Raw genomic sequence first — 25,660 nt, 5'->3', positions numbered from 1 at the left:
TTGATTTTTGCATGGTTCTTTTTAGGGCGTGTTTTATTTAATCACCCCGTCAAAAATACTTTGAATTTTCTCCACCCCTTCCGAGGAGGGGAATTTTGAGTGTATATAGAAAACTGGTCTATTTACACATTACAGTTTATTTTTTATAAATTCAGATGCTTTGTTTAAAACTATTTCCGGGATTTCCTTGTGCGGCGTATGCCCAACATTTGGAATGATGAATCTTTCTGCACTTCCACTTACTTGGGAAACCGTTTTTTCAACCTGATCTAAAGTTCCGTAATCATCAGCTTCACCTTGGATAAACAGTAACGGACTTCTGATATTCTTTAATAAATATTCGATATTCCAGCTTCTGAAACGGTCGCTGAGCCAGATTTCTGTCCATGCTTTCACGATCATTTCCACTTTATCTCCGTGGTATTTTTGCAAACGTTTAGGAAGATCGGTTGTTTGGTAAGCCTTCATTGCGTCTTTAACACCTTTTACAGTCACATCCTCTACGAAAATATGTCCGGCTTCACAAATGATCGCTTTTATCTTTTCGGGGTATTTTGAGGCTGCAATCAGAGCAATTGTTCCTCCGTCACTGTGACCGAAAAGAATTGTTTTTTTTATGTTTAATTCATTCAGCAAATCGTTTAGAAGATCAGCTTCATATTCCATATAATTACTGTCTCTTTCGTAAGCAGGCATCGGAAAAGATTTTCCATAACCTAAACGATCGTACACTAAAATATTGCATCCAGTTGCTTCAGCTAATTTTGCAGGAAAATCTCTCCAAAGCTGAGTACACCCTAAAGAATCATGTAAAAAGACAATTGTCGGTTTATTTTTAAACGAATTATTATATTCTATATAAAGTTTTTTACCATTTACATCGATAATCCCACCTTCCATTAATCTAAACTTGGATTATTCGCCGCTGCAAATTCTTTCAACAAGTTCTGAAAAACCGTTTCCACAGGCAAAATATCATCAATTAAGGCTGAAACCTGTCCGATTTCCAGTTCGCCATCTTCCATATCACCTTCGAACATTCCTTTTTTTGCTCTTGCACGTCCTAAAGATGCAATTAAAGACTCTTTATTTCTTCCGGTATTGTAGATTTCTTCAAGCTCATTAAAGAATTTATTCTTAACCATTCTTACAGGTGCTAATTCCTTCAATGTCAAATGAGTATCACCTTCCTGAAGCTCAGTAATTTTATGTTTCCAGTTGTCGTGTGCACTCGCTTCAACAGTTGCGGCAAAACGAGAACCGATCTGAACTCCGTCTGCTCCAAGAATCATTACTGCTTTTATTTGTGATCCTAAGGCAATTCCACCAGCTGCAATTAATGGTTTTGAAATATGTTTTCTTACATTCGGAATCAGACAAAAAGTGGTGGTTTCATCTCTACCATTATGACCACCGGCTTCAAAACCTTCTGCAACAATCGCATCTACTCCTGCATCTTCACATTTCATTGCAAATTTTGTTGAAGAAACTACGTGAGCTACTTTTATTCCTTCCTTTTGAAGGGTTTCTGTATAGGCTTTAGGACTTCCAGCAGATGTAAAAACGATTTTCACTCCTTCTTCCAAAATAATATTGATAATTTCTTCTAAATTTGGGTAAAGCAAGGCGACATTTACACCAAAAGGTTTATCGGTAGCTTTTTTACATTTCCGGATGTTTTCGCGCAAAATATCGGGATACATACTCGCAGAACCAATTAAACCCAATCCGCCACAGTTTGAAACCGCTGAAGCCAACTTCCATCCGGAATGCCAGATCATTCCCGCCTGAATTATTGGATATTGAATATTAAATAGTTGTGTAATTCTATTTTGACTTTGGTGCATTTCGTGAAGTTTTTTAGCCGAATTAAAATCTATAAAATTGCTCATGCTGTAAAAATACTAAAAACAAAGATTCCAAGGGAGTTCAGGCATAAAAAAAACCTTCAGAAATTCTGAAGGTTCAGATATTATTTTTTGATTGAATCTTTTTTCCAACTTCCTTTGAAGTTACAACTGTCATAACGACCGTCAATGGAAATAAATGTTATCGGAAGTTTTGAATTCACAAACTTTTCAACCAATTCATTTCGTTTTTTGTTCAGCGCCATTTGCTTGATTCTGTCGTAATCCGTTTCCAAAGTAATCTGGTGTGCAGGAATTATATCTTCAACTTTTACTATTTTTACTACTTTTCTCTTTCTTTCATCCTCATCATCAAAAGCTGTTGTGATATCTCCCTTATTCAGACCTGCCAATTCGTAGCTGATTGTTCCGGGAACAGTTTCTCTTTCAATTTTATTAGAACCGTCCGATCCGGGAATTACACCTGCATTGAATTTTGTTCTCTTATCGTCAGAAAATTTGAAAGTTGCATCCTTGAAAGTTATTTTACCATCGTTGATCAAACCTCTGATACTGTCTAATTTTACTTTTGCAGTTTTAATCTCAGCATCTGTTGGTGTTGCCATCAAAAGAATATGTCTTGCGTCATAAACCTTTCCTGATTTTTTCACCAATTGAATAATATGATACCCAAATTCTGATTCGACAGGATCTGAAATTTCTCCTTCCTGAAGGTTTAAAGCAGCTGCCTCGAAAGGTTTTACCATTTGTCCTTTAGAAATATTCTTCATCAAACCTCCAGTCGAAGCCGAACCCGGATCTTCAGAATAAATTCTTGCCTGGCTTTCAAAAGTTTCTCCTCCTTCAATATCTTTTTTGATTTTTTTAAGTCTGTTGACCAAATCATCTTTATGAGCTTCCGTTAATTTAGGATACATCATGATCTGAGACAGTGAAACCTCATCTTTAATCTCAGGCAACTGTGCTTTGTACAAATTATAAAAATCTGTCACCTCATTTGGTGTAACATCTGCTTTTTCGGTAACTCTCTGATATTTTGCCTGTCCGTAATATTGATCTGCATCGATTTTCTCGATTGCATTTTTCATTTCATATCCATTTCTGAACTTATAAGCTGTCAACATCGATTTTTCGTCAGGAAACTGAGAAAGTAGCTGCTGATATTTTGCATTTGCACCTTCTTTAATCTGTGCAGAACGGTTTTCAATTAAAGTATCTTTTTTTGCTTCGTAAACAAGAAGTTTGTTATTCAGAAGGTTTTCCAAAAACTCACACTTATCTATGTTAGAAGCTCCCTGCTGTTTTGCATAATTCATCTGCTCATTCACGTCAGACTCCAAAACAATTTCATCACCGATTACAGCAGCAATACCATCCACTAAATCTCCCTGTTTTAGCTGAGCATTCATCGTGTTCGTTGCGAACAACATGATGAAAATTCCAAAAAGAAAAGTGATCTTAAGTTTATTTATCATTTTACTATTTTAAACAAGTTGCAAATTTAGAATTCTTAATGAATTACACTAAATTTTTTATTATAAATATTTCTTAAAAAGACGTATTTATTGTAGTTCCACGTCGAAAGTCGTCAATTCTTTGAATTGTCTCAGTCTTCCGAACATATCAGATTCATTTACTTCCTGAATTCTTTCCGTTCCGAATTTTTCAACTGTGAAAGAGGCCATTGCCGAACCTACGATTAATGCAGACTTCATTGTCTCGAAATCGAATTTTCCCTTTTTAGCCAAATAAGCTGCAAAACCACCTGCAAAAGTGTCTCCCGCTCCAGTCGGATCGAAAACATCTTCCAATGGTAATGCAGGAATTGCAAATATTTTATTATCATGGAAAAGTAAAGCTCCGTGCTCTCCTTTTTTGATAATTACATATTCAGGTCCCATTGTATGAATTTTCTTAGCTGCTTTTACCAAAGAATATTCTCCTGAAAGTTGTCTTGCTTCTTCGTCATTGATCGTGATTACGTCAGTCTTAGCAATCATATCCATTAAAATATCCAAGGCAGAATCCATCCAGAAATTCATGGTATCAAGGATAACCAATTTAGGACGTGTATTCATTTTTTCAAGAACTGAAAGTTGTACGCCCGGATGAAGATTTCCTAATAATAAAATCTCGGCATCCTGCATAGAATCTGGGATTTTGGGATCAAAATTTTCCAAAACATTAACTTCAGTAGCCAATGTATCTCTTGTATTAAGATCGTTGTGGTATTTTCCTGACCAGAAGAAAGTTTTTCCTTCTTTCACGATTTCTATTCCTTCAATATTGATGTCCCTGTTTGTGAACATATCAAGATGTTCTTGCGGAAAATCTCCCCCTACTACAGAAACAATTCCGGACTTAACGCCCAAAATAGATGAAGTGATCCCGATATAAGTCGCTGCACCTCCTAAGATTTTATCAGTTTTTCCAAATGGCGTTTCGATTGCGTCGAACGCAACACTTCCTACAACTAAAAGTTTCATATTTTTTTCAAAGTATTTTAAAAGTAAATTATTTTTTCCATTCAAATGTGTCCAGCAGATGTTTCATATCTTTTTTGATATAATCCACCGCGGGAGCCAAAGAATCCGGTTTCGGTCTTGTGTTAAAGTATAAATAGGCAGTTACGAAGTGCTTCGTGCTGTCTGTAATATAAAATTGAAGATTGGAAGCGCTTTGTCCTTTCAGTTCATAAAAATTTCCATAAACCTTTTTTTCAGGGTATTCGAAAGATTTTGTGTCGATCGCACTTGCCTTAATCGTGTGCTCGTAAACCATTTTTTCAGCCTCCTGAATGTGAGATGCAAAATCATTCTGTATCGGATAATATGTTACAAAAATTTTCGCTTTCATTTTCGGATAGTTTAAATAATACCAACATGGCTTTTTGGCATCTGTAATTTTCGCAAAATCAGAGTATTCAAATGTATAATTACAGTTATTTTCAAATTTCTGATATTTCGGAGTCGGATATTCCAAACGAAGCTCTCCGTAAGGCTTGGGAGTCGTTTCTTTACTGCAAGACACCAAAAGTAGGGCTACAAAAATAAAAATGGCGTTTTTAAACATTTTGCAAAAGTACAAATTAGATTTCAGATATTGGAAGACAAATTTCAGGATTTCAATGAGTTTATATTTGAATTTGCCAAACTTAAATTTTATTTAAACTTTTATCTGGAAACATAACATTTGTGATTCCGTAGGAATCCAGACTCCATTATTCGAATTATTATTCTAAAATCATTGCTTAGATTGCTCCGGAATAATAAATGTGATAGATATTTCTTCTATCTTTTATAATTATAAAATTCTATATGCTGTATGATAATTTTGAATATAATTTTCCAAAGGTTTTGGGAATGATCTTTCGTGAGAACCTTCAAAATCTGTTATTATGAAATCATTTCCAGCAATAAAATCTTTCCAAATCGTTTCAGAATCTATTTCTACGTTAAAAATTTCTATGCTTAAATTCTTATGAGTCAATTTATGATTAACTGTTCTTATACTTTTAATGAAAGGCATCAATTCTTCAGAAATTTCAGGCGGAAATTCAAATAGTTTTTTCCAGATGAAATCATCTTTTCTCTGTTGAATTAAAAATTCTCCGTTTCTGTGAACAAAATAATATTTTAAATCTAAATCCTGTGCCTTTACTTTTTTTGTTTTGACAGGAAATTCAGAAACTTTATTCAATGAAAAAGCCAGACAATCTTTATTTAAAGGACATTCATGACAAAGTGGATTTTTAGGTTTACAAATTTCCGAACCCAAATCCATCATTGCCTGATTAAAATCTCCGACATTTTCGGGCAAAACCAAATGAGCCAGTTCAGAAAAATAATTGAAAGCACGTGAATTTGAAATATCAAAATCATCTGCAAAAACCCGGCTTAAAACCCGGTAAAAATTTCCGTCAACGGCAGGAATTTTTCCATCAAAACAAATGCTGGAAACCGCAGCCGCTGTATATTTTCCGACTCCTTTTAATTTTAAAATTTCTTCGTAATCATGCGGGAAAACTCCATGATAATCGGTCATGATCTGTTGAGCCGCTTTATGAATATTAATCGCTCTTGAATAATATCCCAGCCCTTTCCAATACAGCAAAACCTCATCTTCCGGGGATTCTGCCAAGGTTTTTACGTCCGGAAATCTTTTAATAAAATTATTATAATGACCTAAACCCTGATTAATTCTCGTCTGCTGAAAAACAATCTCGCAAATCCAGATTTTGTAAGGATCTTTTGTTTGTCTGAAAGGCAAATCTCTGGCGTTTATTTTGTACCAACTAAGAAGTTTGCTGCCAATATGTTTGAAGTCTGAGTTTTCTATTTTTTCCAAAGGTTTTCTTCTTCATTTTAGATGCTTCGACAGGCTCAGCATGACATCGCTAATACCAGTTGTACTATTTTTTAAGTATAAAATAAATTAAACACAAAGAATAAACAGTGTCATACTGAGCTTGTCGAAGCATCTTTTAATATTTGCAAAGATAAAATTTTATTTATCAGCTTTTACAGAATAAACCGGTGCGGCTTTCAACCATTGATATTTCAGATCCATTTCTTTAGCAATGAAACGATAGCCTTCCAGTTTTTTAAGGTAAATGTAAGATTCAGAATTTCTTTTAAACATTAGTTGTTGATTAGACAGAAAATTAAACGGAAAAACCACAACAGAATCTCTTGTCGTTTTTAAAACTTTTCCTTCATTAACTCTGTAAATAAAAATCGATTTTCCTCGTCCTGAAGATTTATCAATCAGTTTAATATTCGAAGAAGAAACAACCATATCGCTTCCGTCGAAACATTCCTGAGGTTTCATGATGTAAGCTTTTCCTTCCTTTCTTTCCTCTGCAAAAAGGTCAATCGGATGATCTTGCTGAAGCTTTTTTTCTTCACAACTGAAAATCACGAGAATTATTGGCAAAAAGTGTAGTAACCTGCCTTTCATATTCATAATTTTTAATGATTTGGTAGAAAAAAACCGATGAAAAATTGCATCGGTTTTAGTATTTTAATTTGTATTAAATTAATCCTGAATATATTCAGCATCCCATTCGTTACCATCATCTCCTTTATGTCCGTCTAATTTAATAACGAAACTTTTTGTAGGGAAATAAGGCGTCAAACGAATATCCAGCCAAACTCTGTCTTTGTTCACTTTATCCTGCTCGAAACGAACAATTTTGAACTTTTCGATTAGTTTATCCGCACCTTTGATACCATCCAGGAAAGTCACAATCTGTCTTCTTAAATCATCTTCGTTTCTTGCATTCCAGTTTTCGAAGGCTCTTCTGTTTAGGAAATCAAGCAAAACTTTCGTTACATAGTCAAATACACGTACTACAGAGTAAGTCTGAAGTCCGATATTGTCTCCTGTAAACAGCGTTTTTGCAGAGAAAGCCATGATTTTTCCGTATTCATTAACCATCGGAACCAATCCCATTTTTTCCAACTGAGAAATTTCACTTTTCTTCAATTCGAATTTTACGGCATCAACCTCGTTAATGTTACCATGTTTTTTACCAGCGGCAACCTGAGACATCAATGTTTTATGGATTTTTCCTGCCAATGAAGTTGAAGGCGGAAGTTCTACGTTTTCCTCTTCTCCTACTTCTTCGGCTTTTCCACGACCTACCAGCCAGTTACACGTCATAATTACATTACTTCTGTGCAATTCGCCACCTGTAAGGTTTGCAGAGTGGAATAAGTCTACAACGTCGTCCGGTTTGTCAAGATTTGCGAAATCCGTAACCATCATTACTTTGTTCTCGTTACAGATTTTTGCCCATTTTTCAATGACTTTATTTGATCCTAAATATCCGGGAATTGCCAAAATTGAGTAGTTATCTCTAAGATCTAAACGATCGTAATAATTTTTAAACTCATCTGCAATTGCATCAATGAAAATTGGATTATCCAAATCTGAAACCTGATCAAGACTTGCATTCACGATGCTTACGTTGTCGACTTTGTCAAGCTCGGTATTTTTATAGAATTGAGCAACAGTTCTGTAGTTTGTTTCCAACTGACGAACTGCGTCAAGTGTATTTTTTAAATTTGATTTTAAATTCTGATCAGCTGCCTGTGCTTTTGTTTTGCAGGTATCAGCCATTTTATCAGCGGATTCATTTCCTTCCAAAAGATTCATCCAAAGATTGATCTTTTGAAGAAGTTCTTTTCTTTCGTCTGATTTATTTCCGTCAGTAAGGAAGATTTCCTTTCTGGCTTTTCTCGTCGGGTTCATGTTTGCGATGCCGTCTACAACGGATTCTACAAAACCAAAACCACCTATTTTATTGAGTTCGGCAAGCGGATTACCCTTCGGTTGTCCTGCATGTTGTTGCTGCCCTTGTTGTTGGTTTTCAGCTGCCTGTAATTTACTATCCATGATTAATGTAAAGTCTTTAGATTATTTTTCAAGTTCTTGTGCCACTTCTTTCAATACTTCGACAAACGCAGCTCTTGTCTGATCGTTTTCCAACATATTACGCAGAATTTTATTCGTTTTCAGCTGGCGGACAATTTTGTTGTATTGTTCCTGCTCCATACTAAGCTGTTGTAAATAATCTGATTTCTGAGTAAGACTTTTCGGGGTGAAGTCCGCAAGATTTTGAAAACGGAACTCCTCTTCTACTACATTACCGTCCTCCGTTTCGTGTTGTACCGCCACAGAAGGTTGGAAATGTTTGAAGACGTCGTCCACAGTCTTTAATCCTGTTATAATTTCAGGAACGTAAGATTCGTCTGTCGTAAGCTGGCTAACAATCAGTGACTTATTCTCCTGAATTTCCTGGATAGCTTCATTAGCGTCTACTTTTACTTCGTTTCCGCCAACGCCATAATTAAACATTGCCATATTATTGTTATTTTGAGATTTTATATTTTGGTGTGGATCGTATTTATCAGCATCAAATAACTGACCAATCCAATGTTTAAATTTAAAAAAAAACTGTAACATACAAAATTTTGTTAAGAATTTTCTTGAAATATTTAATTAAAACGTTAAATATTAATCAAAAATCAATATTTTACGATGTCACTAAACTAGGAAAAATAAATAAAAAAACGCATCATTTCTGATGCGTTTTTCTTTTCTAACAATTTTTGGCTTGTCTTACCAAATTTTTATTCTGTCCTGAGGTGCTTTATACATTTTGTCTCCAGGTTTGATATCAAATGCTTTGATGAAAGAATCCTGATTCACCAACGGACCGAACGCTCTGAAAACTCCAGGAGAATGTGGATCTGTTTTCACCTGATTGGTCATATATTGGTCTGTAGATTTTGTTCTCCAAACTGTTGCCCAACTCATAAAAAACCTCTGATCCTGATTGAAACCACTGATTAATCCCGGATTTCCGTGATCTTTAAGATACATTTGAAGTGCATCGTAAGCAACCGCTACTCCACCTAAATCTCCTATATTTTCACCACTCGTGAATTTACCATTTACGAAACTTCCTTTTACGGGTTCGTAACCGCTGTACTGAGCTGCTAACTGACCAACTTTTGCGTCGAAATTTTTACGGTCTGCATCTGTCCACCAATTATTTAAGTTACCATCTCCGTCGAATCTTGAACCACTGTCATCAAATCCGTGAGAAATTTCGTGACCGATAACTGCACCAATTCCGCCGAAATTAACCGCAGCATCAGCTTTCGGATTGTAGAAAGGTGGCTGAAGGATTGCAGCCGGGAAGACGATTTCATTATTTGATCCGTTGTAGTAAGCATTTACCGTTTGCGGAGTCATTCCCCATTCTGTTCTGTCAACAGGTTTCCCAACTTTGTCTAAACTTCTCTGATATTGCCAAGCCGAAACGTTCTGAAGATTTGAATATAATGTTGCACCCGCATTTGGAGATTCCACTTTTAATTGTGTATAGTCTTTCCATTTGTCTGGATACGCAATTTTTACTGTGAATTTTGATAGTTTTTCCTGAGCTTTTACTTTTGTTTCAGGAGACATCCAATCCATATCATTAATGTGAGTCTTAAATGATTTTAAGATATAATCAATATAAGTTTCCATCTGAGCTTTTGCTTCAGGAGTGAAATATTTCTCAACATACAATTTTCCGAAAGCCTCGCCCAAAACACTATTTACAAGAGAAAGACCTCTTTTGTTCATCGGACGCTGTTCTTTCTGACCTTGAAGATATTTAGAATAGAAATCAAATCTGATCTGCTCTAAATTTTCATCCAAATTGCTTGCATTACCATTTATTAAATGATATTTCAAATAATCTTTCAACAACGGAAGGTTCTTTTGGGTAAGGAACGAATCCATATTTTGGTAATATTTCAATTCGCCGACGATAACTTTATCGGTATTTACTCCGGCATCAGTTAAATATTTAGCAAGGTCGATATTTTTAACCAAAGCTGGCAATTCGGATATATTTTTTGGATTATATCTTAAATTTGCATCTCTGTTTTGCTCAAGAGTCAATAAATAGTTTGCTAACTGTTTTTCAAAATCAACAACATTTTTTGCAGCAACCTCAGAATTTTTATATCCTAAAACTCCGAATAATTTTCCAACGTAAGTTTGATATTCCGCTAATGTTTTGGTATTGGCTTCATTTACTTTCTGATAATAGTCTCTTCCCAAACCAAGATCCGGACCGCCAAGATATACCGCATTCATTTTAGAATTCTTCATATCTGCGCTCACTCTCCATCCGTAGAAAGAATTGTCGCCCAATTTTGTAGCTTCCAACAAGTATTTCTGAAGATCATTAATATTTTTAATGGCATCAATTTTTGCTAAATCTCCTTTAATCGGAGCTAAACCGTCTGCATTTCTTTTACTCGTATCCATAAAAGATGCATACAAATTCTGAATTTTCTGACCTTCAGAACCTGCTTCATATTTTTCGGATAAAATTTTATTTAAAATATCCAAAGAAGCATCATCTACATTTTCTCTCAACGCATTGAAAGATCCCCAACTCGCTTTATCAGAAGGAATCTGAGTGGTTTTCACCCAATTTCCATTTACGTAGCTAAAAAAATCATCCTGCGGACGAACAGATTTATCCATATACGTAAGATTCAAACCTTCTTCCTTTTGTTCTATATTTTTCACGGGTTCGGCACGAACTAAATTGATCGTTTCTTCAGGTTTTTTAATAACTTTTTTTGATGTTCCGCAAGAATTTAGAAATACAATACCTGAAAAGGCAAGTATTCCGATATTTAGCTTTTTCATTAAAGATTGTTTTTGATTTTACACAAACTTACCAAATATACAAAATTATGTTAATTGGATATTTGGTAAATATTCAGAATGGCGTTGAAATTTCAATAAAATATTGGAAAAATGCTTCGAGAACCTCAGCATGACACCGTTGAAATTTAGTTTTAGTGATGTCATGCTGAGGTTCTCGAAGCATTAGATCAAACAAAAAACCGCTCATTTCTGAACGGTTTTACTATTTCTTGGTAATTATTACCAGATTTTAATTCTGTCTGCCGGCTTCTTGTAAAGTTTATCTCCTTCTTTTACGTCAAACGCTTTGTAGAAAGCATCAACGTTTGTTAAAGGACCGAAACTTCTGAAATATCCAGGAGAGTGCGGATCTGTTTTCACTTGGTTTACCATGTATTTTTCACTAGATAAAGTTCTCCAAACTGTTGCCCAGCTTAGGAAAAATCTCTGATCCTGCGTGTAACCACTGATTGACCCCGGATTTCCTTTATCTTTTAAATACATTTGAAGAGCATCATAAGCAATGTTTACACCACCTAAATCAGCGATATTTTCACCGTTTGTGAATGTTCCGTTTACATTAGTTCCTTTTACAGGCTCATATTTATCATATTGAGCTGCAAGAGCTTTTGTAGCTTTTTCGAAGTTTGCTTTATCTTCCGGAGTCCACCAGTCAACCAAGTTTCCGTCTGCATCGAACTGTGCTCCTGAATCATCAAATCCGTGGCTCATTTCGTGACCGATAACTGCACCGATCCCACCGAAATTCACAGCAGCATCAGCCTTAGGATTGAAGAAAGGCGGCTGAAGAATTGCAGCAGGGAAAACGATTTCGTTGTTTACCGGATTGTAGTAAGCATTTACCGTTTGTGGAGTCATTCCCCATTCTGTTTTATCAACAGGTTTTCCGATTTTAGCTAAATCTTTGTTGTATTGCCATTCTGAAATATTCTGAAGGTTAGAATATAAATTTCCACCTTTTGCTTCAGAAGTGATATTTAATTTAGAATAATCTTTCCATTTGTCCGGATAAGCAACTTTTACAGTGAATTTGTTAAGTTTTTCCATTGCTTTCTCCTTCGTTGTAGAAGACATCCAAGCTAGATTATTGATGTGAACAGCGAAACTTTTCTTTAAATAATCAATCAGTTCAACCATCTGTGCTTTAGCTTCAGCCGGGAAATATTTTTCAACATATAATTTTCCGAAAGCCTCACCTAAAGATCCGTTGATTAACTCATAACCTCTTTTGTTCAACGCTCTTTGCTCTTGTTGACCTCTTAAATATTTTCCATAGAAAGCAAACTTCATATCACCTAATTTTTCGCTTAGGTAAGAAGCACTTCCGTGGATCATGTGGAATTTCAAATAATCCTTAATTACAGGAAGATTCTGAGCATTCACCAACTTATCGAAATCTTTGTAATAACCGATTTCTCCAATGATTACTTTATCTGTATTCACCCCAACTTTTTGAAGATAAGCCGGAATATCAACACCTTTTACCAATGTCTTAAGTTCAGCCATTGTTCTTGGGTTGTATTGAAGCGTATTATCACGACTCTGCTCGTTGGTAAGGTAAGTTTTTGCAATACTTTTTTCGTAGTCTACGATACCTTTCGCAGCTGCATCAGCATTTTTATACCCTAATTCTTTCAACATTGAAGCTACATACTTTGTATATTCAGCAAGGGCTTCCGTATTTTTTTCGTTTACTTTCTGATAATAATCTCTTCCTAAACCTAGAGATGCATTGCCCAAATAAACTGCGTTCATTTTAGAGTCTTTCAAATCTGCATCTACTCCCCATCCGTACAACGTATTTTCACCTTCTTTGGTTACAGAAGTTAGATAATTCTGCAGATCCGTAAGGTTTTTGATCGCATCGATTTTGTTGATGTTTGCCTGAATAGGCTTGATTCCGTCTGCATTTCTCTTCGTCATGTTCATGTACGTTGCATATAAATCCTGAATTTTTTTACCTTCAGTTCCGTCCGCAAATTTATCCTTCAAAAGAGAGTTCAAAATTGTCATTGAGTTATTGTCTGTATCATCAGCCAATTTGTTGAAACTTCCCCAAGTTGGTTTATCAGAAGGGATTTTGGCAGTTTTCATCCAAGTTCCACTCACATAGTTATAAAAATCATCTTGTGGACGAACCGATTTATCCATCAAGCTAATGTCAAGACCTTTGTCTGTAGCTTGCGCGTTCACTGTCTGTGAACTGATCCCTGCTAATAAAGCCAAAGAAAGCGTTAATTTTTTCATTATAATTACAATTTACACAATAAGTATGTTACTTATATTATTTGTTACTTTTTATGAAAACAAATTTAATCAAATATTAAGAAGTTGCGATTTCTTTTACATTTCCTGTTCTTTTTAAGAATCCCCAAGACTGCATTTCGCCTTTCAAAGCCTTTCTTAAGCTTCTGAACAGCACGATATACATCAACCATCTGTATCCAAATCTTTGCGGAATGACATATAAAATATTCACTAATTTTTCTTTCTGCATGATAAATGCTATTAAAGCCAATGAAGCATCAACCAAAAGAAACAGTAAATAATAACTAAATATTTTTTCGCCATTTCCTGATAAAATCCCGAAAAACATAATGACATCCGCCAAAGGTGAAAAAAACGGAATAATATACTGAAACAGTAAAATATTCGGCATTGCCCAAAGTCCTAAACCTTTATATTTTGGATTGAGAAACGTCTGTCTTTGTTTCCAGAACATCTGCATGATTCCGTACGTCCATCTGAAACGTTGTTTTAAAAATTGTTTTACACTTTCCGGAGCTTCAGTTACGGCAACTGCTCTGTTTTCATTCGCAACGGTGTAACCTTCTCTTAAGATTTTCACCGTAATATCACAATCTTCTGCTAATGTATCAGAAGAATATCCTCCAACCTCATCAATTACAGACTTTTTGAATGCACCAATTGCTCCCGGAATTACTGTAATCGCATTGATATTTGCATAAGCCAATCGATCAAAATTCTGACTTGTTGTATATTCAATAGACTGCCATTTTGTTAACCAATTTACTGTATTTCCAACTTTTACATTTCCTGCAACGGCAGCGATTTTTTCTTCTGAATTTGAATTTAAAAATCTTGCAATTAAATATTTTAAAGCATTTTGTTCCAGTTTTGTATCGGCATCAATACAAACCACATATTCTGCGTCGGTTTGAGAAATTCCGAAGTTTAAAGCAGTTGCTTTTCCTCCATTAATTTTATTGAAAATTTTCAACTTTGTATTATCAGAAAATTCTGCTTTTGCTTTTTCATAGGTTGAATCTCTACTACCATCATCTACCATGATTACATCAAAATTCGGATAAGACTGTTTTAATAAATTATGTAAAGAAGAAATGATATTCACTTCCTCATTATAAGCCGGAACAATGATTGAAACTTTCGGATAAGACTCAAGAACAGGAAATTCTCCTAGTTTTTTCTCTTTTTTTCTTTCTTTGAAAGCCCAGTACAACATGATGATTAATCTTATTAACCCCAAACCAATAAAAATGGTAAAAAGTGCGACCAAGAAGTGGCTGATTCCATAAATAATCGTTGCTAAAACCAAATTAAGCTGCATTACATAATATGATCTCGTTTTCGGAACTTCCGGCATCAGTTCGTTTTTACTTTTATGAAGAATGCTTGCTAAATTTGTAAAATGATAGCCTTGTTTCTGCAATGTCGGAATCAGAATTTTAAGTGCTTTAATCGTTTCTTCTCTCGTTTCTCCGCCTGCATCATGAAGAAGAATGATGTTTCCTCTTTCCAGTTTTATTCCTGACATTACGCGTTTTACAATTTCGTCGGCTTTTATTCCGGGTTGCCAGTCTTCAGGATCGATGCTTTCTCCGATGTCGAGATAATTTTGCTGTCTCGCCAAAGCTACCGGAATGATTTCTTCAGAAGTTGTAGGCTCAGAATCCGCATTATAAGGCGCTCTGAACAAAATTGTGCTGTGTCCGGTTATGCATTCGATTAATAATCTTGTCAGTTTCATTTCAAGTAAAGCTCTTTGCGGACTTACTTTCGCTACGTTTTCGTGCGTAAATGTATGATTTCCAATTTCATGACCTTCTCTGTAAATTCTTTTAACCAAAGGAAGATTTCTCTCGGCATTTAATCCTACCAAAAAGAAAGCTGCCGGAACATGATATTTTGAAAGAATATCTAAAATTTGTGGAGTGTAAGTTTCATCCGGACCGTCGTCAAAAGTCAAAACCAACTCTTTCTGAGGCGCTTCACCATATTTTTTTACTTCATAAGAACTTGGATATGTTACGTAATTTTCATCCGTAATGATCTTTTCTTTCGGATCAATTTCCAGAGCAATTTTTCCGTCGTGAGGAGTATTTAAAACATCCAATACTTCTCCGTCGCCAATGTAGTCGACCATCGTCTGACCTTTTACATTTTCAAGACTTTTTAAATTTAATTTTGATAATCCTGCAAAAGTCAGATCTTTATCATAAAAATTCCAAACTCTGCTGTCTTCACTTCCCAATCTCCAAAGTGCCGTTCCCGCCAAAGGATATTCCGAAGAAAAGCGCATTGTATTAAAAATAGACGCCGCATCATTGAAAAACACGGTATGTGTATTTTTTTTTGAGTCTGTGTATGAATAATTTAAATTAAAAGTATTATCATCAAAATTAATTACCGCTTTACTTGCACTCGCTTTTGTGATTGCCTGCATATACGTTACGGAAGTATTGTTGTCTTTGTTGGTACTCCAGTCGTAACCGTAAGCTCCTAACCCTAAAATGATCTTGTTGGGAGTGGTTTTTTCTAAAATTTTATCCGTTTGTGCTTCGATCCATTTTTGGGATGAAATAGGTCCTGCATCACTGTCCGCAGAATATTCGTCATATGCCATCAACACAAAATAATCTATATAGGGATTAAGTTTCTGAACATTATAATCGTCATTATCCGTCATAATATCCATTGAAACCAACAATTTATTCTGTTTAAAAGTCTCGGAAAGCTCCTTCATAAAAGCAATCAGATATTCATCAGAATCCAGATTCATATCTTCAAAGTCGATATTAATTCCTTTAAAATGAAGTTTCAGACATTGCTGCGTCAGTTTCCCGATCAACTTTGTTCTTTTTTGTGGATCTTTCAATACTTTTCCCAATCCTTCAGAATGGAATTCCTGCTGAAAATTATTACTCAAAATCGGCATTGCAGCAACACCCGTCCTCTTGATAACTTTATAACCTTCGGGATCAACATTGGTTTTCAGATCACCTGTTTTGGGATCGAGAAAAAACCATTCGGGAAAAACCAGATTGATGTGTTTGATATTTCTTTTCAAAGACATCAAAGACTGCGGATCCCACGCAACATAAAATGCAGAACGGATTCCTCCCGGAAATTGTGCCCAGTTTCTGTTTTGATTTTTAAGTCTTTCAGTTCTTGCTTTCTCAATCTTAGCAAGACTTGTATGGATTGTTTTTTCGGAAATAAAGTTTCGGAAACCTTTATATTCTTTAGAGATCTTGTTTTCCTGAAGATACGGTTTGCTTGCTGTAATTACGGCTTTATAGTCTTCTTTAAAAGGAATTTTCGGACTTTTATCCAGTTTCATCATCAGACCTAAAGCCAGAAAAAGCAATATGGCAACGAAAATAAAAATACGACTTCCCCATTGTACGTTTCTCCAACGTTTTTTGTTATCTGTCTGAAAAATCTGTTTTGAGCTTTCCACGATTATAATATTTTTTGAATGAATTACAAAAAGCGTGAAAAAGCTCCTTCGATTTAATTAAAAAAATATTAAAATTACAAGTACTATTCAATTATTAATAAGAATACCCACCAAATCCTGAATAATCTTCTGTGAAACAAAGTACATAAAATCCAGTCTTTCCAAGTGTGGCATGTATAATTTCGATGTGACTTCCTTATCATCAACTCTGATTGTATAAAAAACTGTTCCGACTTCTTTGCCGTCCTCTCCTTTTTCGGGACCTGCAACTCCGGTTGTTGACAGTGAAATATTGGTGTCAAATAATTTCTGACAACCTTCTGCCATTTCCGATGCAACCTGTTCGCTTACAACAGAAAATTCGTCTATTGTTTCTTTTTTAACCTTTAAAATATCAATTTTCTTTTCAGTTGCGTAAGCGATGATTCCGCCGAAGAAATATTTTGAACTACCCGAAACCGACGTGATCATTTTTGCCAGTTCTCCGCCTGTACAACTTTCTGCCGTTGAAATCGACAGTTTTCTTTCCGTTAGAATTTCAGCAAGAATTTTCTCAATTTTATCTTCGGAAGTGGCGATGACATTATCTTTAATTAAAGGCAATAATTTTTGAATTTCCTCTTCCAATTGTTGTTGTAAAAAACTTTCGTTTTCTCCTGTTGCTGTCAATCTCAACTTCACGCGAGTTCCGACCGGAAGATAGGATAATGCTAAATTTTGAGGCAAAGCGAGTTCCCAATCTTCAATAGTATCGGCCAAAATACTTTCTGGAATTCCGACCACTGAAACTATTCTTGTGGAAATATAATTTAAGCTAAATTTTTTGTGTAAATACGGAACGATCTGGTCTTTTATCAATGGTTTTACTTCATAAGGAACGCCAGGAAGACTGAATAATAATTTCCCATCCTGCTCCATCATCATGCAGGGTGCCGTTCCAAAATGATTTTGAAAAACTTTAGATTTTGTAGGCACAAAAGCCTGCTCGCGGTTTCTTTCGAGAATTTCCAGTCGACCGCGTTTTTCCATATAATTTTTAAGATGATTAAAAGTCACCTCATCCAAAGCAATTTCGTCATTAAAAAATTCAGCGATGGCCTTTTTGGTCTTATCGTCTCTTGTTGGCCCCAAACCGCCTGTTGTGATAATTAAATTCCCTATTTCAAAAGCAGATTTGATGGTATTTTTGATAATTTCAATTTCATCTGAAATCGTAAAGATCTGTGAAACTTTAATTCCTATATTTTTAAGTTCAGTGGCGATGAAGTTAGAATTGGTATCAACCGTGTTTCCAGAAAGGATTTCGTCACCAATAGTAATCAGAACAGCATTTTCCATATTTTATTTTCGAAAAAATTCTTTACAAATGACGGAAAATTCTCTGTGACGGGCAATATAAATTGATTTTTTCTATTTTTGACGAAAATTGTTTAAAACTATAATTAAAAATTATGTCTAAATATGATGATGCTTCATGGCATTATGGCGATGATTTTCCCGAAGGACTTCCTGAAAAAAATGGCGCAACACACACAGGAATGTTCCTGAATTGGTGCATTACTAATGATTTAATCTCCGATGAATTAAAAGAAGATGCTGAAGAAGAAATTGCAAAGTTAAAAAGAAAGGAAATGACAGGTGCAGAATTTGTAATGGATGCTTTGGACGGAAAATTTTCCGAGCATGACCTTAATGATTTGGGAAATTCTTTTGCAAAAGATTATTATAAAGATGATACAGATTTTGGGAACAGATTCAGTTCATTTGCTGACGATTATGTGAATCTTTTTGATACTAAAGCAGAAGAAAATGATTATGAATACGAAACTTTTTATCACATCGAAGATACTTACGAAAATTATGATCTGATGAAGCAAATGATTGATTATCGTTTTGAAGAGTGGAAGGAATATAAAAAATTGAATTAAATATACAATTTGTCATTCCGTAGGAATCCAGACATTATTATAAAATAATATTGCTTAGATTCCTACGGAATGACAAATTAAATATATATAGTTTTTACTAAAATTAATTATGCTTCACCCAAATTAATTCGTCTGTATTATAGCCTATATTTTTCGCTTTTTCTAAGAATCTTTGTCGGATACTTTCAGGAATTTCTTTTGTTCTTGAGAGGATCCAAAGATATTTTAAACTATTTCCCATCACCAAAGCATATTGATAATCTTCATCGATATCAACAACATTATATCCCGCCCAGATCGGTTTGAAAAATGAAACTTTTAAACGTGCTTCTGTTTTTTTATTTATAAATTTCGCCTCACCGATTGATTCTTTCCATTCTTTTTTGACATAATTATAACCTTTATTATCAACGCGAATTGTTCCGTTTGGATTTTGAGAATACGTTGCAGTTACATTGTCCATATCTTTTTCAAATTTATAATCGAAACGGGCGATTTCATACCATTTTCCAAGATACTTATCTGCATTAAAATTTTGAACAGCCGTCGCTCCTTTTGGAATTCCGACCGAACAAGAATTGAAAATGAGTAATCCTAAAACTCCTAAAGAAACGGGAATTGCAATTTTTTGAAACGTTTTCATAATAGAAATATTTTTTGTGGTATTATGAAAAGTTCAAAAATAGTGCCTGAAAATTATTAATTGTGATTTAAAATTTATGAAAAAACTTTCAGGAAATTATCCTTAAAACTTCCTGAAACTTCAATTTCAGTACTATCTGATAGTGTTGCGGTTCCGCTTTTATGATAAGATTTTACAAAATTGGTATTGATGATATGCGAACGATGCACCCGTACAAAAGGTGTTTCCAATAAGTCATCGAAATGTTTCAAAAATCTGCAGACCATTTTCTTTGAGCCATCTGTCAAATACACCTGCGTGAAATTTCCATCCGCCTGAAGTCTAACAATATCTTCCGTTTTTACCACATCAAAACCTTGTAAAGTCGGGAGAATTAACTGTTGTTTTTCGGGTTTTAATTTTAAATTTTCAAGAAGAATTTTATTTCGGTTGAGTTCTTCTTTTTTCTCAAGACTTTCTGCCACTTTATTTACCGCCAAAATAAGCTCCTGAATATCAATTGGTTTTAAAATATAATAGCTTGCCGATTTATTCAGAGCCTGCAAAGAATATTGTGAAAAAGCGGTAATAAAAATTGTTTCGTAAGAGAATTCTTTCGTTGCTTCCAATACATCAAAAGCATTTCCGAAAGGCATTTCTACATCCAGAAAAACCAATTGAGGCTGTTTTTCAGCAATCAAAGGAACGGCTTCTCTGATATTTTCCGCTTCCCCTAAAATTTCTATTTGCGGACAATATTTTGTAAGATAATTCCTTAAAACATCTCTTGCAATGGATTCGTCGTCTACGATTACGGATGTGATTCTCATATTTTTTCAGGTTTTAGGTGGAAGATTTTAGGTTGCAGTGAAGGACAACGATTTACTTATTTATCAATTTATACTTTATTTTAACGAAAACTCCCGGCATATCTTTTTTATCAGTGATTTTACATTCAATTTCCTGATGGTACAAATCATTCAAAAGGGTAATCCTTTCCAGCGTATTTTTCATGCCGCGACCTTCTCTGTTTTTCTGATGTTCTGTTTTCAATTTCTTACTTTCCTCAATCCCGATCCCGTTGTCTTCGACAGTGATTTTCAGATATTGATTTTCTTTTTCAAAATTTAATTTCAAAAATCCTTTTGTCGTTCTGTAACGAAGTCCGTGCCATATTGCATTTTCCAAAAACGGCTGTATCAACATTCCCGGTACTTTCAAACTTTGTGTATTTAAACTTTCATCAACATCAATTTCATAATCGAATTTATCTGCAAAACGAGTTTTTTCCAGTGCCAAATAATTCTGTAGCAAATCCAGTTCCTGCTGAAACGGAATAAAATCGTCGGTAGAATTTTCCATTACACCGCGCATTAATTTTGAAAATTTGGTTAAATATTGATTGGCTTCCAGTTCATTATTTGTTGCAATAAAATGATTGACAGAATTTAAACTGTTAAAAATAAAATGCGGATTCATCTCCCGGCGAAGTGATTGTAAAGCAATTTTTTTGTTCTTGATCTGAACTTTTTTTAGGGTTCGGAAAATGAAAATTATTAAACCGGTTAAGATGATCAAAGCTCCGATTAAGCTGTAATTAAATACATTTTTCTTACGGATTAATTCATCTTTTAACTTTTTTTCCTGTTCCAGCTGGGTAATTCTCTGCTCCGTATCTTCCAGAATCTTATTATCTACCAAACTTCTGTCCTTTGAAACCAAATCGGGCAATTTTCCGAGAAAATCACGATACAGTTGAACCGATGCATCTGTATTTTTGGAAACATCATAAAGGCTGTCCAGCTTTTTAACACTCTTTTGAGCTTCCAGCGTGTGACCTTTTTCGAGAGCAATGCCGTAAGATTTTTTCAATAAATTAATGGCTTCATCAATATCATTTTTCTTAATATAAATATCCGCCAATTCCTGAATCTGATTGACTTTTTCCTGAGAATTATCCTTAACAAAATCCTCTTTTAAAACCTTTTTCTGGGCTTCAATTGCCTTGTCAAAGTTTTTATTTTCAACATAAAAATTTGTGAGTTTTTTATTGATTTCTAAGGCTTGTTGAGGAGCTTCTTTTTTGGAAATTTTATAGGCATCATTCAGGTTTTTTTCTGCTTTTGGAATATCTTTCTGCTGGATATTTACATCTGCCATCTGGCTGTAACTTGCCGCCAAATCGCCTTTATCATTTTCTTTTTCGTTAATCTGAATATTATTTTGAATCGCTTCCGCTTTCATTTCCGGAGAACTGGTAGAAAGTCTTGTGACATCGTTGGAGTTAACCGCCTTGTTTCTGGAATAACCTACTTCTGCCGCTCTGCTGTAATTACTGATTGCAGGTGCAATTTTATTCTGTTTTTCCTGAGATTGAGCTAATTTTCTACTTGCTTTTTCGATATTGGGTTTATCATTTAATTTCTCGTAGATCGTTTTTGCTTTTGTGTAATATTCTTCACTTTTTGAGAAATTCCCGTCATTGAAAAATGTCTCTCCAATGTTGTAATAGGAATCGGCTTGTGCATTTTCATCTTTATTATCAACTGCTTTTTTCAATTTTTTAGACTGAACCTGAACTTCATTCACGGGATTGTTGCTTTGGGCAAATAATATATTTTCAAAGGCGAGCAAAAAAAAGACAGCAAAAAGATGAAATATTTTCATAAAACAAAGATATACATATATATAGTTTGTGAAAAATTATTCACCAAGTGAAATTCCCAATTCACCAAGTTAGCCGTTTGAAGCTTCAATTATGAGGCTAAGTTTGTGCTATAATTCAAATTCAACTATCATGAAAAACATTACATTATTAGCATCCGTTTTATTCTTTCAACTTTCATTTTCACAGGTTTCCGGAAATATTAATTACAGAAATCAGGTTCAGTATGATGATAATAATATCAGTATTGCAATCCCTGTCATTAACGAAAACACCATCAGTGTAAAAGGATTAGCCAATGTAAAAGCAGAGCAATATGTTGCTATTTTCAGTATTACACAAATAGGCGAAAGTGCGGAGGAAGTGAATGAACTAATGGATAAACGTATTAATACCTCTTTAGCCCAGATAAAACTCAATAAAACCATCGAAACCTATATTGATATAATTTCCTTTGTACCTGTTTATCAATATAATGTCGAGAAAAAACTCTTCAGTAAAAAAACATACAATGAAGTTCCTGCAGGGTTTGAACTGAAGAAAAATTTACATATTAAATTTACCAATCCTTCTCAGCTTAATGATTTCATTTCCATTTTATCTAAAAATGAGATCTATGATTTAGTTCGTGTAGACTATTTCGCCAGTAACATTGAAAGTATCAGAAAAGAATTGATGAATAAAGCAAAACTTGCGCTGCAGGAAAAAGTAAAAAACTTCGAAACAATATTGGGAGAAAGTTTCACTACAGCAACAAAAAATATCAGTGACGGATTCAGAACTACCCTTCCCACAGAAATGTATAAATCTTATGAAGCTTATAACAGTTCTTCATTGGCATTGAACAAAATGGCAAATGCAACTCAAATCAATAAAGCAACCACATCATATTACCAACCTATTTTGGACAAAGAATTTGATTTTGTAATTAATCCTGTAACCCAGGAGCCCGTAATTCAGGTGATGTATGAAATAAAACTTATCATTAACCGGGAGAAAGAAAAGAAGACTGAGACTAAAGAAATCAACCATTATATTTTAGTTACCCCTAGTGGAGAAGTTAAAAATTTAAACCTTCTCGCAAAACCTTAACACAAATTGAAATTCAGTTAACAATCAACAGATTAGCATTGATTAAATTTGTAAACACACCATAACTATGAAAAAATATTTTTACTTTTTATTCTTCTCTGTCTTATTACTGAACAGCTGTTCGTTTCTTGAACAGAACGATTTTATTGAGACTAAAATCATTTCGAGTGACCTCAACGAAGAAATCATTTATAAATATTATCAGACAGGAATCGGTAATTATAAAGTTGATTTTTATTCTGTTAATAAATCCGATTCCACAAAATTGTTTGAGCATTATATTAATGATGCATTTTTCACTTCAAATACTTATAATATTTCAGAAAATCAGGATGAGCTTATTATAAGGACAAAACTTTTTTCTGAAGTGAAAAAACTCGTCACCAGAAACGGAAAATCAATCATTTTGACCAACAGATAAACAGTTCTTTTTGAACTGTTTTTTTATTTTATCATTTCACCAAGTCAAACTTCCATTTCACCAAGTCTCCCAATTTCCAGTTTTAAATCGGAGTAATTTTACTCTAGAAGTTTAAAATTAAAAAAGGAAATTATGAAATTGAGACATTTTTTATTGATCGGATTATTAACATTTGGAAGCCTGATCAATGCACAGGAAATTAAAAAGAATTTTATTGAAGTAACAGGCGTTGCTGAAATGGAAGTAGAACCTGATGAAATTATTTTCAATATCGGAATAAAAGGTGACAACAAAAATCAGCTTGCCGACAACGAAAAATTATTGTTTGAAACATTGAAAAACAATGGAGTGAAAAACGAAGACATCAAATTCAAATCGATGTATCAGAATATTTATTCTAAAAAGATTTTCACGAAAAGTTTTCAGTTTAAAGTAAGCAAAAAAACAGATATGGGAAACCTTTTTGAAAACCTTAATCAAAAATGGGTAAACAATATCAACATTGCGGAAATCAAGAATACTAAAATCGCAGACTTTAGAAAAACCGTGAAAATCAACGCATTGAAAGCGGCAAAAGAAAAGGCTGATTATCTGTTGGAAAGCATCGGTAAAAAAGTCGGAACTCCACTTGAAATCACAGAAATTGAGGATTATACAAGTGATATGGTTGTTCCTATGGCTTACAGAAGCAAAGTGGCGAATGTTCAGCTTGAAGCTGCCGATTCAAACATAGATTATTCATTCGATAATATCGAAAACATCAAGCTGAAATACAGCATTAAAACAAAATACGAAATCCTTTAAAACACAAAAATCATGACAACTATTAAAATTTTAGCATTAACATTTGGAGCAATGACTTTTTTTAATGCTCAAGGACCAATTAATCAAGGTAAGCCTTTAATCAGAAGAAATATTGTTCAAAACGAACCGTCAAGATCATCAATTAAGGAAAACAAAATTCAGGTTGCATTGCTTCTGGATACCTCCAACAGTATGGACGGACTGATTGATCAGGCCAAATCCAGACTCTGGAATATCGTGAATACTTTGACTACTTTAAAATATAACGGAAAAGCTCCACAAGTAGAAATCGCCTTGTACGAATACGGAAATGACGGACTGAAAGATGAAAATTACATCAGACAGGTTGCACCGTTGACTCAGGATCTAGACTTAATTTCAGAAAAATTATTTGCTTTAAGAACCAACGGCGGAAGTGAATATTGCGGAGCGGTAATTCGTGATGCTTCCATGAACCTGAATTGGGACGGAAATGACAAAAGCATGAAGCTAATCTATATCGCAGGAAATGAATCATTTGATCAGGGAAAAATTAGTTATAAAGAAGTGATTTCCGGTGCAAAAAAGAAGAATATTTATACCAATACGATTTTCTGCGGCGACAGAAATGAAGGGATCCAAACATTCTGGCAAAACGGAGCCTCATTGGGAGATGGCAAGTATTTCAATATTGACAGCGACAGAAAAGTAATTTATATCGAAACACCTTATGATGTAAGAATTTCAGAATGTAATGCAAAATTGAATGATACCTACATTTATTATGGAACTCGTGGTTCTGAATATAAAAACAAGCAAATTGCTCAGGATAAAAACGCAGAAGTACAATCCGTTTCCAATGCGGTGGAAAGAACCGTTGCAAAGTCAAAGAAAAACGCTTACAAAAATGATCACTGGGATTTGGTGGACAAAGCAGAGAAAGATCAAAGCTATATTTCAAGCATCAGACAAGAGGAATTACCTTCTGATTTAAAAGGAAAAAGCAGTACTGAAATTCAGAAAATCGTCACTCAGAAATCCGCTGACCGGGATAAAATTCAGAAAGAAATTGAAGAATTATCGAAAAAAAGACAGGATTTCATTAATGCAGAAATGAAAAAACGCGGAAGCTCAGATTCTGATGATCTTGGAAAAGCCATTGAAAAATCTGTACATGAATTGGCTAAGAAAAATGGATACAGTTTCTAATTATTAGAAATTTCATTGGTGGCTTCAGAATTTTAAGTCACCATTTTTCATATCTAAAATGTGGTGTTTATTAAAACCTATAACCAGGAAAGCTTTTTTAATAG

Annotated in this window: 21 protein-coding genes; 5 read left to right on the top strand and 16 right to left on the bottom strand. The window is 34.4% G+C overall.

Annotated elements, in window-relative coordinates; genetic code table 11:
- Positions 1 to 129: 129 nt before the first annotated feature.
- From ABD745_RS04130 to ABD745_RS04070, 13 genes are all read right to left on the bottom strand, one after another.
- Complete coding sequence (locus ABD745_RS04130) at positions 130 to 900, bottom strand: alpha/beta fold hydrolase (RefSeq protein WP_344825666.1); 771 nt, start codon at positions 898 to 900, stop codon at positions 130 to 132.
- A complete protein-coding gene (locus ABD745_RS04125) occupies positions 900 to 1,892 on the bottom strand; it encodes an NAD(P)H-dependent flavin oxidoreductase (protein WP_344825663.1) in 993 nt (330 codons plus the stop codon). The genes ABD745_RS04130 and ABD745_RS04125 overlap by 1 nt, the downstream gene beginning before the upstream one ends.
- 80 nt (positions 1,893 to 1,972) lie before the next feature.
- Positions 1,973 to 3,343: a peptidylprolyl isomerase gene (locus tag ABD745_RS04120; RefSeq protein WP_344825660.1), complete on the bottom strand. Its 1,371-nt coding sequence runs from the start codon at positions 3,341 to 3,343 to the stop codon at positions 1,973 to 1,975.
- A gap of 87 nt (positions 3,344 to 3,430) precedes the next feature.
- Positions 3,431 to 4,354 carry a PfkB family carbohydrate kinase gene (locus tag ABD745_RS04115; RefSeq protein WP_047402544.1) on the bottom strand — a complete coding sequence of 308 codons (924 nt, stop codon included), beginning with the start codon at positions 4,352 to 4,354 and terminating at the stop codon, positions 3,431 to 3,433.
- A 28-nt stretch (positions 4,355 to 4,382) separates the two neighbouring features.
- Positions 4,383 to 4,940, bottom strand: a complete 558-nt coding sequence (gene gldD, locus ABD745_RS04110) for a gliding motility lipoprotein GldD (RefSeq protein WP_047402440.1) — start codon at positions 4,938 to 4,940, stop codon at positions 4,383 to 4,385.
- A gap of 231 nt (positions 4,941 to 5,171) precedes the next feature.
- A complete protein-coding gene (mutY, locus tag ABD745_RS04105; protein WP_344825653.1) occupies positions 5,172 to 6,215 on the bottom strand; it encodes an A/G-specific adenine glycosylase in 1,044 nt (347 codons plus the stop codon).
- 159 nt (positions 6,216 to 6,374) lie between these two features.
- Complete coding sequence (locus ABD745_RS04100; protein ID WP_344825651.1) at positions 6,375 to 6,827, bottom strand: hypothetical protein; 453 nt, start codon at positions 6,825 to 6,827, stop codon at positions 6,375 to 6,377.
- A 78-nt stretch (positions 6,828 to 6,905) separates the two neighbouring features.
- Positions 6,906 to 8,267, bottom strand: a complete 1,362-nt coding sequence (locus ABD745_RS04095) for a DUF5458 family protein (RefSeq protein ID WP_344825650.1) — start codon at positions 8,265 to 8,267, stop codon at positions 6,906 to 6,908.
- Positions 8,268 to 8,288: 21 nt separating this feature from the next.
- Positions 8,289 to 8,837: a type VI secretion system contractile sheath small subunit gene (locus ABD745_RS04090; RefSeq protein WP_344825648.1), complete on the bottom strand. Its 549-nt coding sequence runs from the start codon at positions 8,835 to 8,837 to the stop codon at positions 8,289 to 8,291.
- 156 nt (positions 8,838 to 8,993) lie between these two features.
- Positions 8,994 to 11,093, bottom strand: coding sequence for a M13 family metallopeptidase (locus ABD745_RS04085; protein ID WP_344825646.1), 2,100 nt, complete (start codon positions 11,091 to 11,093; stop codon positions 8,994 to 8,996).
- A 240-nt stretch (positions 11,094 to 11,333) separates the two neighbouring features.
- Positions 11,334 to 13,361: a M13 family metallopeptidase gene (locus tag ABD745_RS04080; RefSeq protein ID WP_344825644.1), complete on the bottom strand. Its 2,028-nt coding sequence runs from the start codon at positions 13,359 to 13,361 to the stop codon at positions 11,334 to 11,336.
- 76 nt (positions 13,362 to 13,437) lie between these two features.
- Entirely contained in the window at positions 13,438 to 16,836 is a 3,399-nt protein-coding gene (locus tag ABD745_RS04075; protein WP_344825642.1) for a trifunctional glycoside hydrolase family 18/polysaccharide deacetylase/glycosyltransferase family 2 protein, read from the bottom strand.
- An 87-nt stretch (positions 16,837 to 16,923) separates the two neighbouring features.
- A complete protein-coding gene (locus tag ABD745_RS04070; protein ID WP_344825639.1) occupies positions 16,924 to 18,174 on the bottom strand; it encodes a CinA family nicotinamide mononucleotide deamidase-related protein in 1,251 nt (416 codons plus the stop codon).
- A 113-nt stretch (positions 18,175 to 18,287) separates the two neighbouring features.
- On the opposite strand from ABD745_RS04070, the gene ABD745_RS04065 reads away from it, so the two are divergent.
- Positions 18,288 to 18,764, top strand: a complete 477-nt coding sequence (locus tag ABD745_RS04065; RefSeq protein ID WP_344825636.1) for a DUF7832 domain-containing protein — start codon at positions 18,288 to 18,290, stop codon at positions 18,762 to 18,764.
- 103 nt (positions 18,765 to 18,867) lie between these two features.
- Here the strand turns inward: ABD745_RS04065 and ABD745_RS04060 are convergent, their stop codons facing one another.
- The 3 genes from ABD745_RS04060 to ABD745_RS04050 all read right to left on the bottom strand — a co-directional run bounded on the left by ABD745_RS04060 (position 18,868) and on the right by ABD745_RS04050 (position 22,053).
- Complete coding sequence (locus ABD745_RS04060; protein ID WP_344825633.1) at positions 18,868 to 19,407, bottom strand: lipocalin family protein; 540 nt, start codon at positions 19,405 to 19,407, stop codon at positions 18,868 to 18,870.
- Positions 19,408 to 19,481: 74 nt separating this feature from the next.
- Positions 19,482 to 20,216, bottom strand: a complete 735-nt coding sequence (locus tag ABD745_RS04055; RefSeq protein WP_344825630.1) for a LytR/AlgR family response regulator transcription factor — start codon at positions 20,214 to 20,216, stop codon at positions 19,482 to 19,484.
- Positions 20,217 to 20,268: 52 nt separating this feature from the next.
- Entirely contained in the window at positions 20,269 to 22,053 is a 1,785-nt protein-coding gene (locus ABD745_RS04050) for a tetratricopeptide repeat-containing sensor histidine kinase (RefSeq protein ID WP_344825627.1), read from the bottom strand.
- Positions 22,054 to 22,183: 130 nt separating this feature from the next.
- Here ABD745_RS04050 and ABD745_RS04045 point away from each other — a divergent pair, with 130 nt between their 5' ends.
- The 4 genes from ABD745_RS04045 to ABD745_RS04030 all read left to right on the top strand — a co-directional run bounded on the left by ABD745_RS04045 (position 22,184) and on the right by ABD745_RS04030 (position 25,556).
- Positions 22,184 to 23,143, top strand: a complete 960-nt coding sequence (locus ABD745_RS04045) for an SIMPL domain-containing protein (protein WP_344825558.1) — start codon at positions 22,184 to 22,186, stop codon at positions 23,141 to 23,143.
- Between the two features lie 67 nt (positions 23,144 to 23,210).
- The gene (locus tag ABD745_RS04040; RefSeq protein ID WP_344825555.1) at positions 23,211 to 23,564 is read left to right on the top strand and encodes a hypothetical protein; all 354 of its coding nucleotides are present in this window, start codon (positions 23,211 to 23,213) and stop codon (positions 23,562 to 23,564) included.
- Positions 23,565 to 23,696: 132 nt separating this feature from the next.
- Entirely contained in the window at positions 23,697 to 24,368 is a 672-nt protein-coding gene (locus tag ABD745_RS04035) for an SIMPL domain-containing protein (protein WP_344825552.1), read from the top strand.
- A gap of 12 nt (positions 24,369 to 24,380) precedes the next feature.
- Positions 24,381 to 25,556 (top strand): vWA domain-containing protein, encoded by a 1,176-nt coding sequence (locus tag ABD745_RS04030; RefSeq protein WP_344825549.1) that lies wholly within the window; start codon positions 24,381 to 24,383, stop codon positions 25,554 to 25,556.
- Positions 25,557 to 25,660: the final 104 nt, after the last annotated feature.

Origin of the sequence: Chryseobacterium ginsenosidimutans (assembly GCF_039536845.1) — a bacterium.
In the GTDB taxonomy this organism is placed as follows: Bacteria; Bacteroidota; Bacteroidia; order Flavobacteriales; family Weeksellaceae; genus Chryseobacterium; species Chryseobacterium ginsenosidimutans_B.
This window is presented reverse-complemented; position numbering and strand designations above follow the sequence as displayed.

Bases quoted from the DNA above. Each gene is read 5' to 3' on its own strand.
- gldD (WP_047402440.1), bottom strand. From the start codon at position 4,940: ATGTTTAAAAACGCCATTTTTATTTTTGTAGCCCTACTTTTGGTGTCT.
- ABD745_RS04040 (WP_344825555.1), top strand. From the start codon at position 23,211: ATGAAAAAATATTTTTACTTTTTATTCTTCTCTGTCTTATTACTGAAC.
- ABD745_RS04100 (WP_344825651.1), bottom strand. From the start codon at position 6,827: ATGAAAGGCAGGTTACTACACTTTTTGCCAATAATTCTCGTGATTTTC.
- ABD745_RS04045 (WP_344825558.1), top strand. From the start codon at position 22,184: ATGAAAAACATTACATTATTAGCATCCGTTTTATTCTTTCAACTTTCA.
- ABD745_RS04125 (WP_344825663.1), bottom strand. From the start codon at position 1,892: ATGAGCAATTTTATAGATTTTAATTCGGCTAAAAAACTTCACGAAATG.
- ABD745_RS04080 (WP_344825644.1), bottom strand. From the start codon at position 13,361: ATGAAAAAATTAACGCTTTCTTTGGCTTTATTAGCAGGGATCAGTTCA.
- ABD745_RS04130 (WP_344825666.1), bottom strand. From the start codon at position 900: ATGGAAGGTGGGATTATCGATGTAAATGGTAAAAAACTTTATATAGAA.
- ABD745_RS04035 (WP_344825552.1), top strand. From the start codon at position 23,697: ATGAAATTGAGACATTTTTTATTGATCGGATTATTAACATTTGGAAGC.
- ABD745_RS04070 (WP_344825639.1), bottom strand. From the start codon at position 18,174: ATGGAAAATGCTGTTCTGATTACTATTGGTGACGAAATCCTTTCTGGA.
- ABD745_RS04085 (WP_344825646.1), bottom strand. From the start codon at position 11,093: ATGAAAAAGCTAAATATCGGAATACTTGCCTTTTCAGGTATTGTATTT.
- ABD745_RS04115 (WP_047402544.1), bottom strand. From the start codon at position 4,354: ATGAAACTTTTAGTTGTAGGAAGTGTTGCGTTCGACGCAATCGAAACG.
- ABD745_RS04095 (WP_344825650.1), bottom strand. From the start codon at position 8,267: ATGGATAGTAAATTACAGGCAGCTGAAAACCAACAACAAGGGCAGCAA.
- ABD745_RS04030 (WP_344825549.1), top strand. From the start codon at position 24,381: ATGACAACTATTAAAATTTTAGCATTAACATTTGGAGCAATGACTTTT.
- ABD745_RS04050 (WP_344825627.1), bottom strand. From the start codon at position 22,053: ATGAAAATATTTCATCTTTTTGCTGTCTTTTTTTTGCTCGCCTTTGAA.
- ABD745_RS04120 (WP_344825660.1), bottom strand. From the start codon at position 3,343: ATGATAAATAAACTTAAGATCACTTTTCTTTTTGGAATTTTCATCATG.
- ABD745_RS04060 (WP_344825633.1), bottom strand. From the start codon at position 19,407: ATGAAAACGTTTCAAAAAATTGCAATTCCCGTTTCTTTAGGAGTTTTA.
- ABD745_RS04055 (WP_344825630.1), bottom strand. From the start codon at position 20,216: ATGAGAATCACATCCGTAATCGTAGACGACGAATCCATTGCAAGAGAT.
- ABD745_RS04065 (WP_344825636.1), top strand. From the start codon at position 18,288: ATGTCTAAATATGATGATGCTTCATGGCATTATGGCGATGATTTTCCC.
- ABD745_RS04090 (WP_344825648.1), bottom strand. From the start codon at position 8,837: ATGTTACAGTTTTTTTTTAAATTTAAACATTGGATTGGTCAGTTATTT.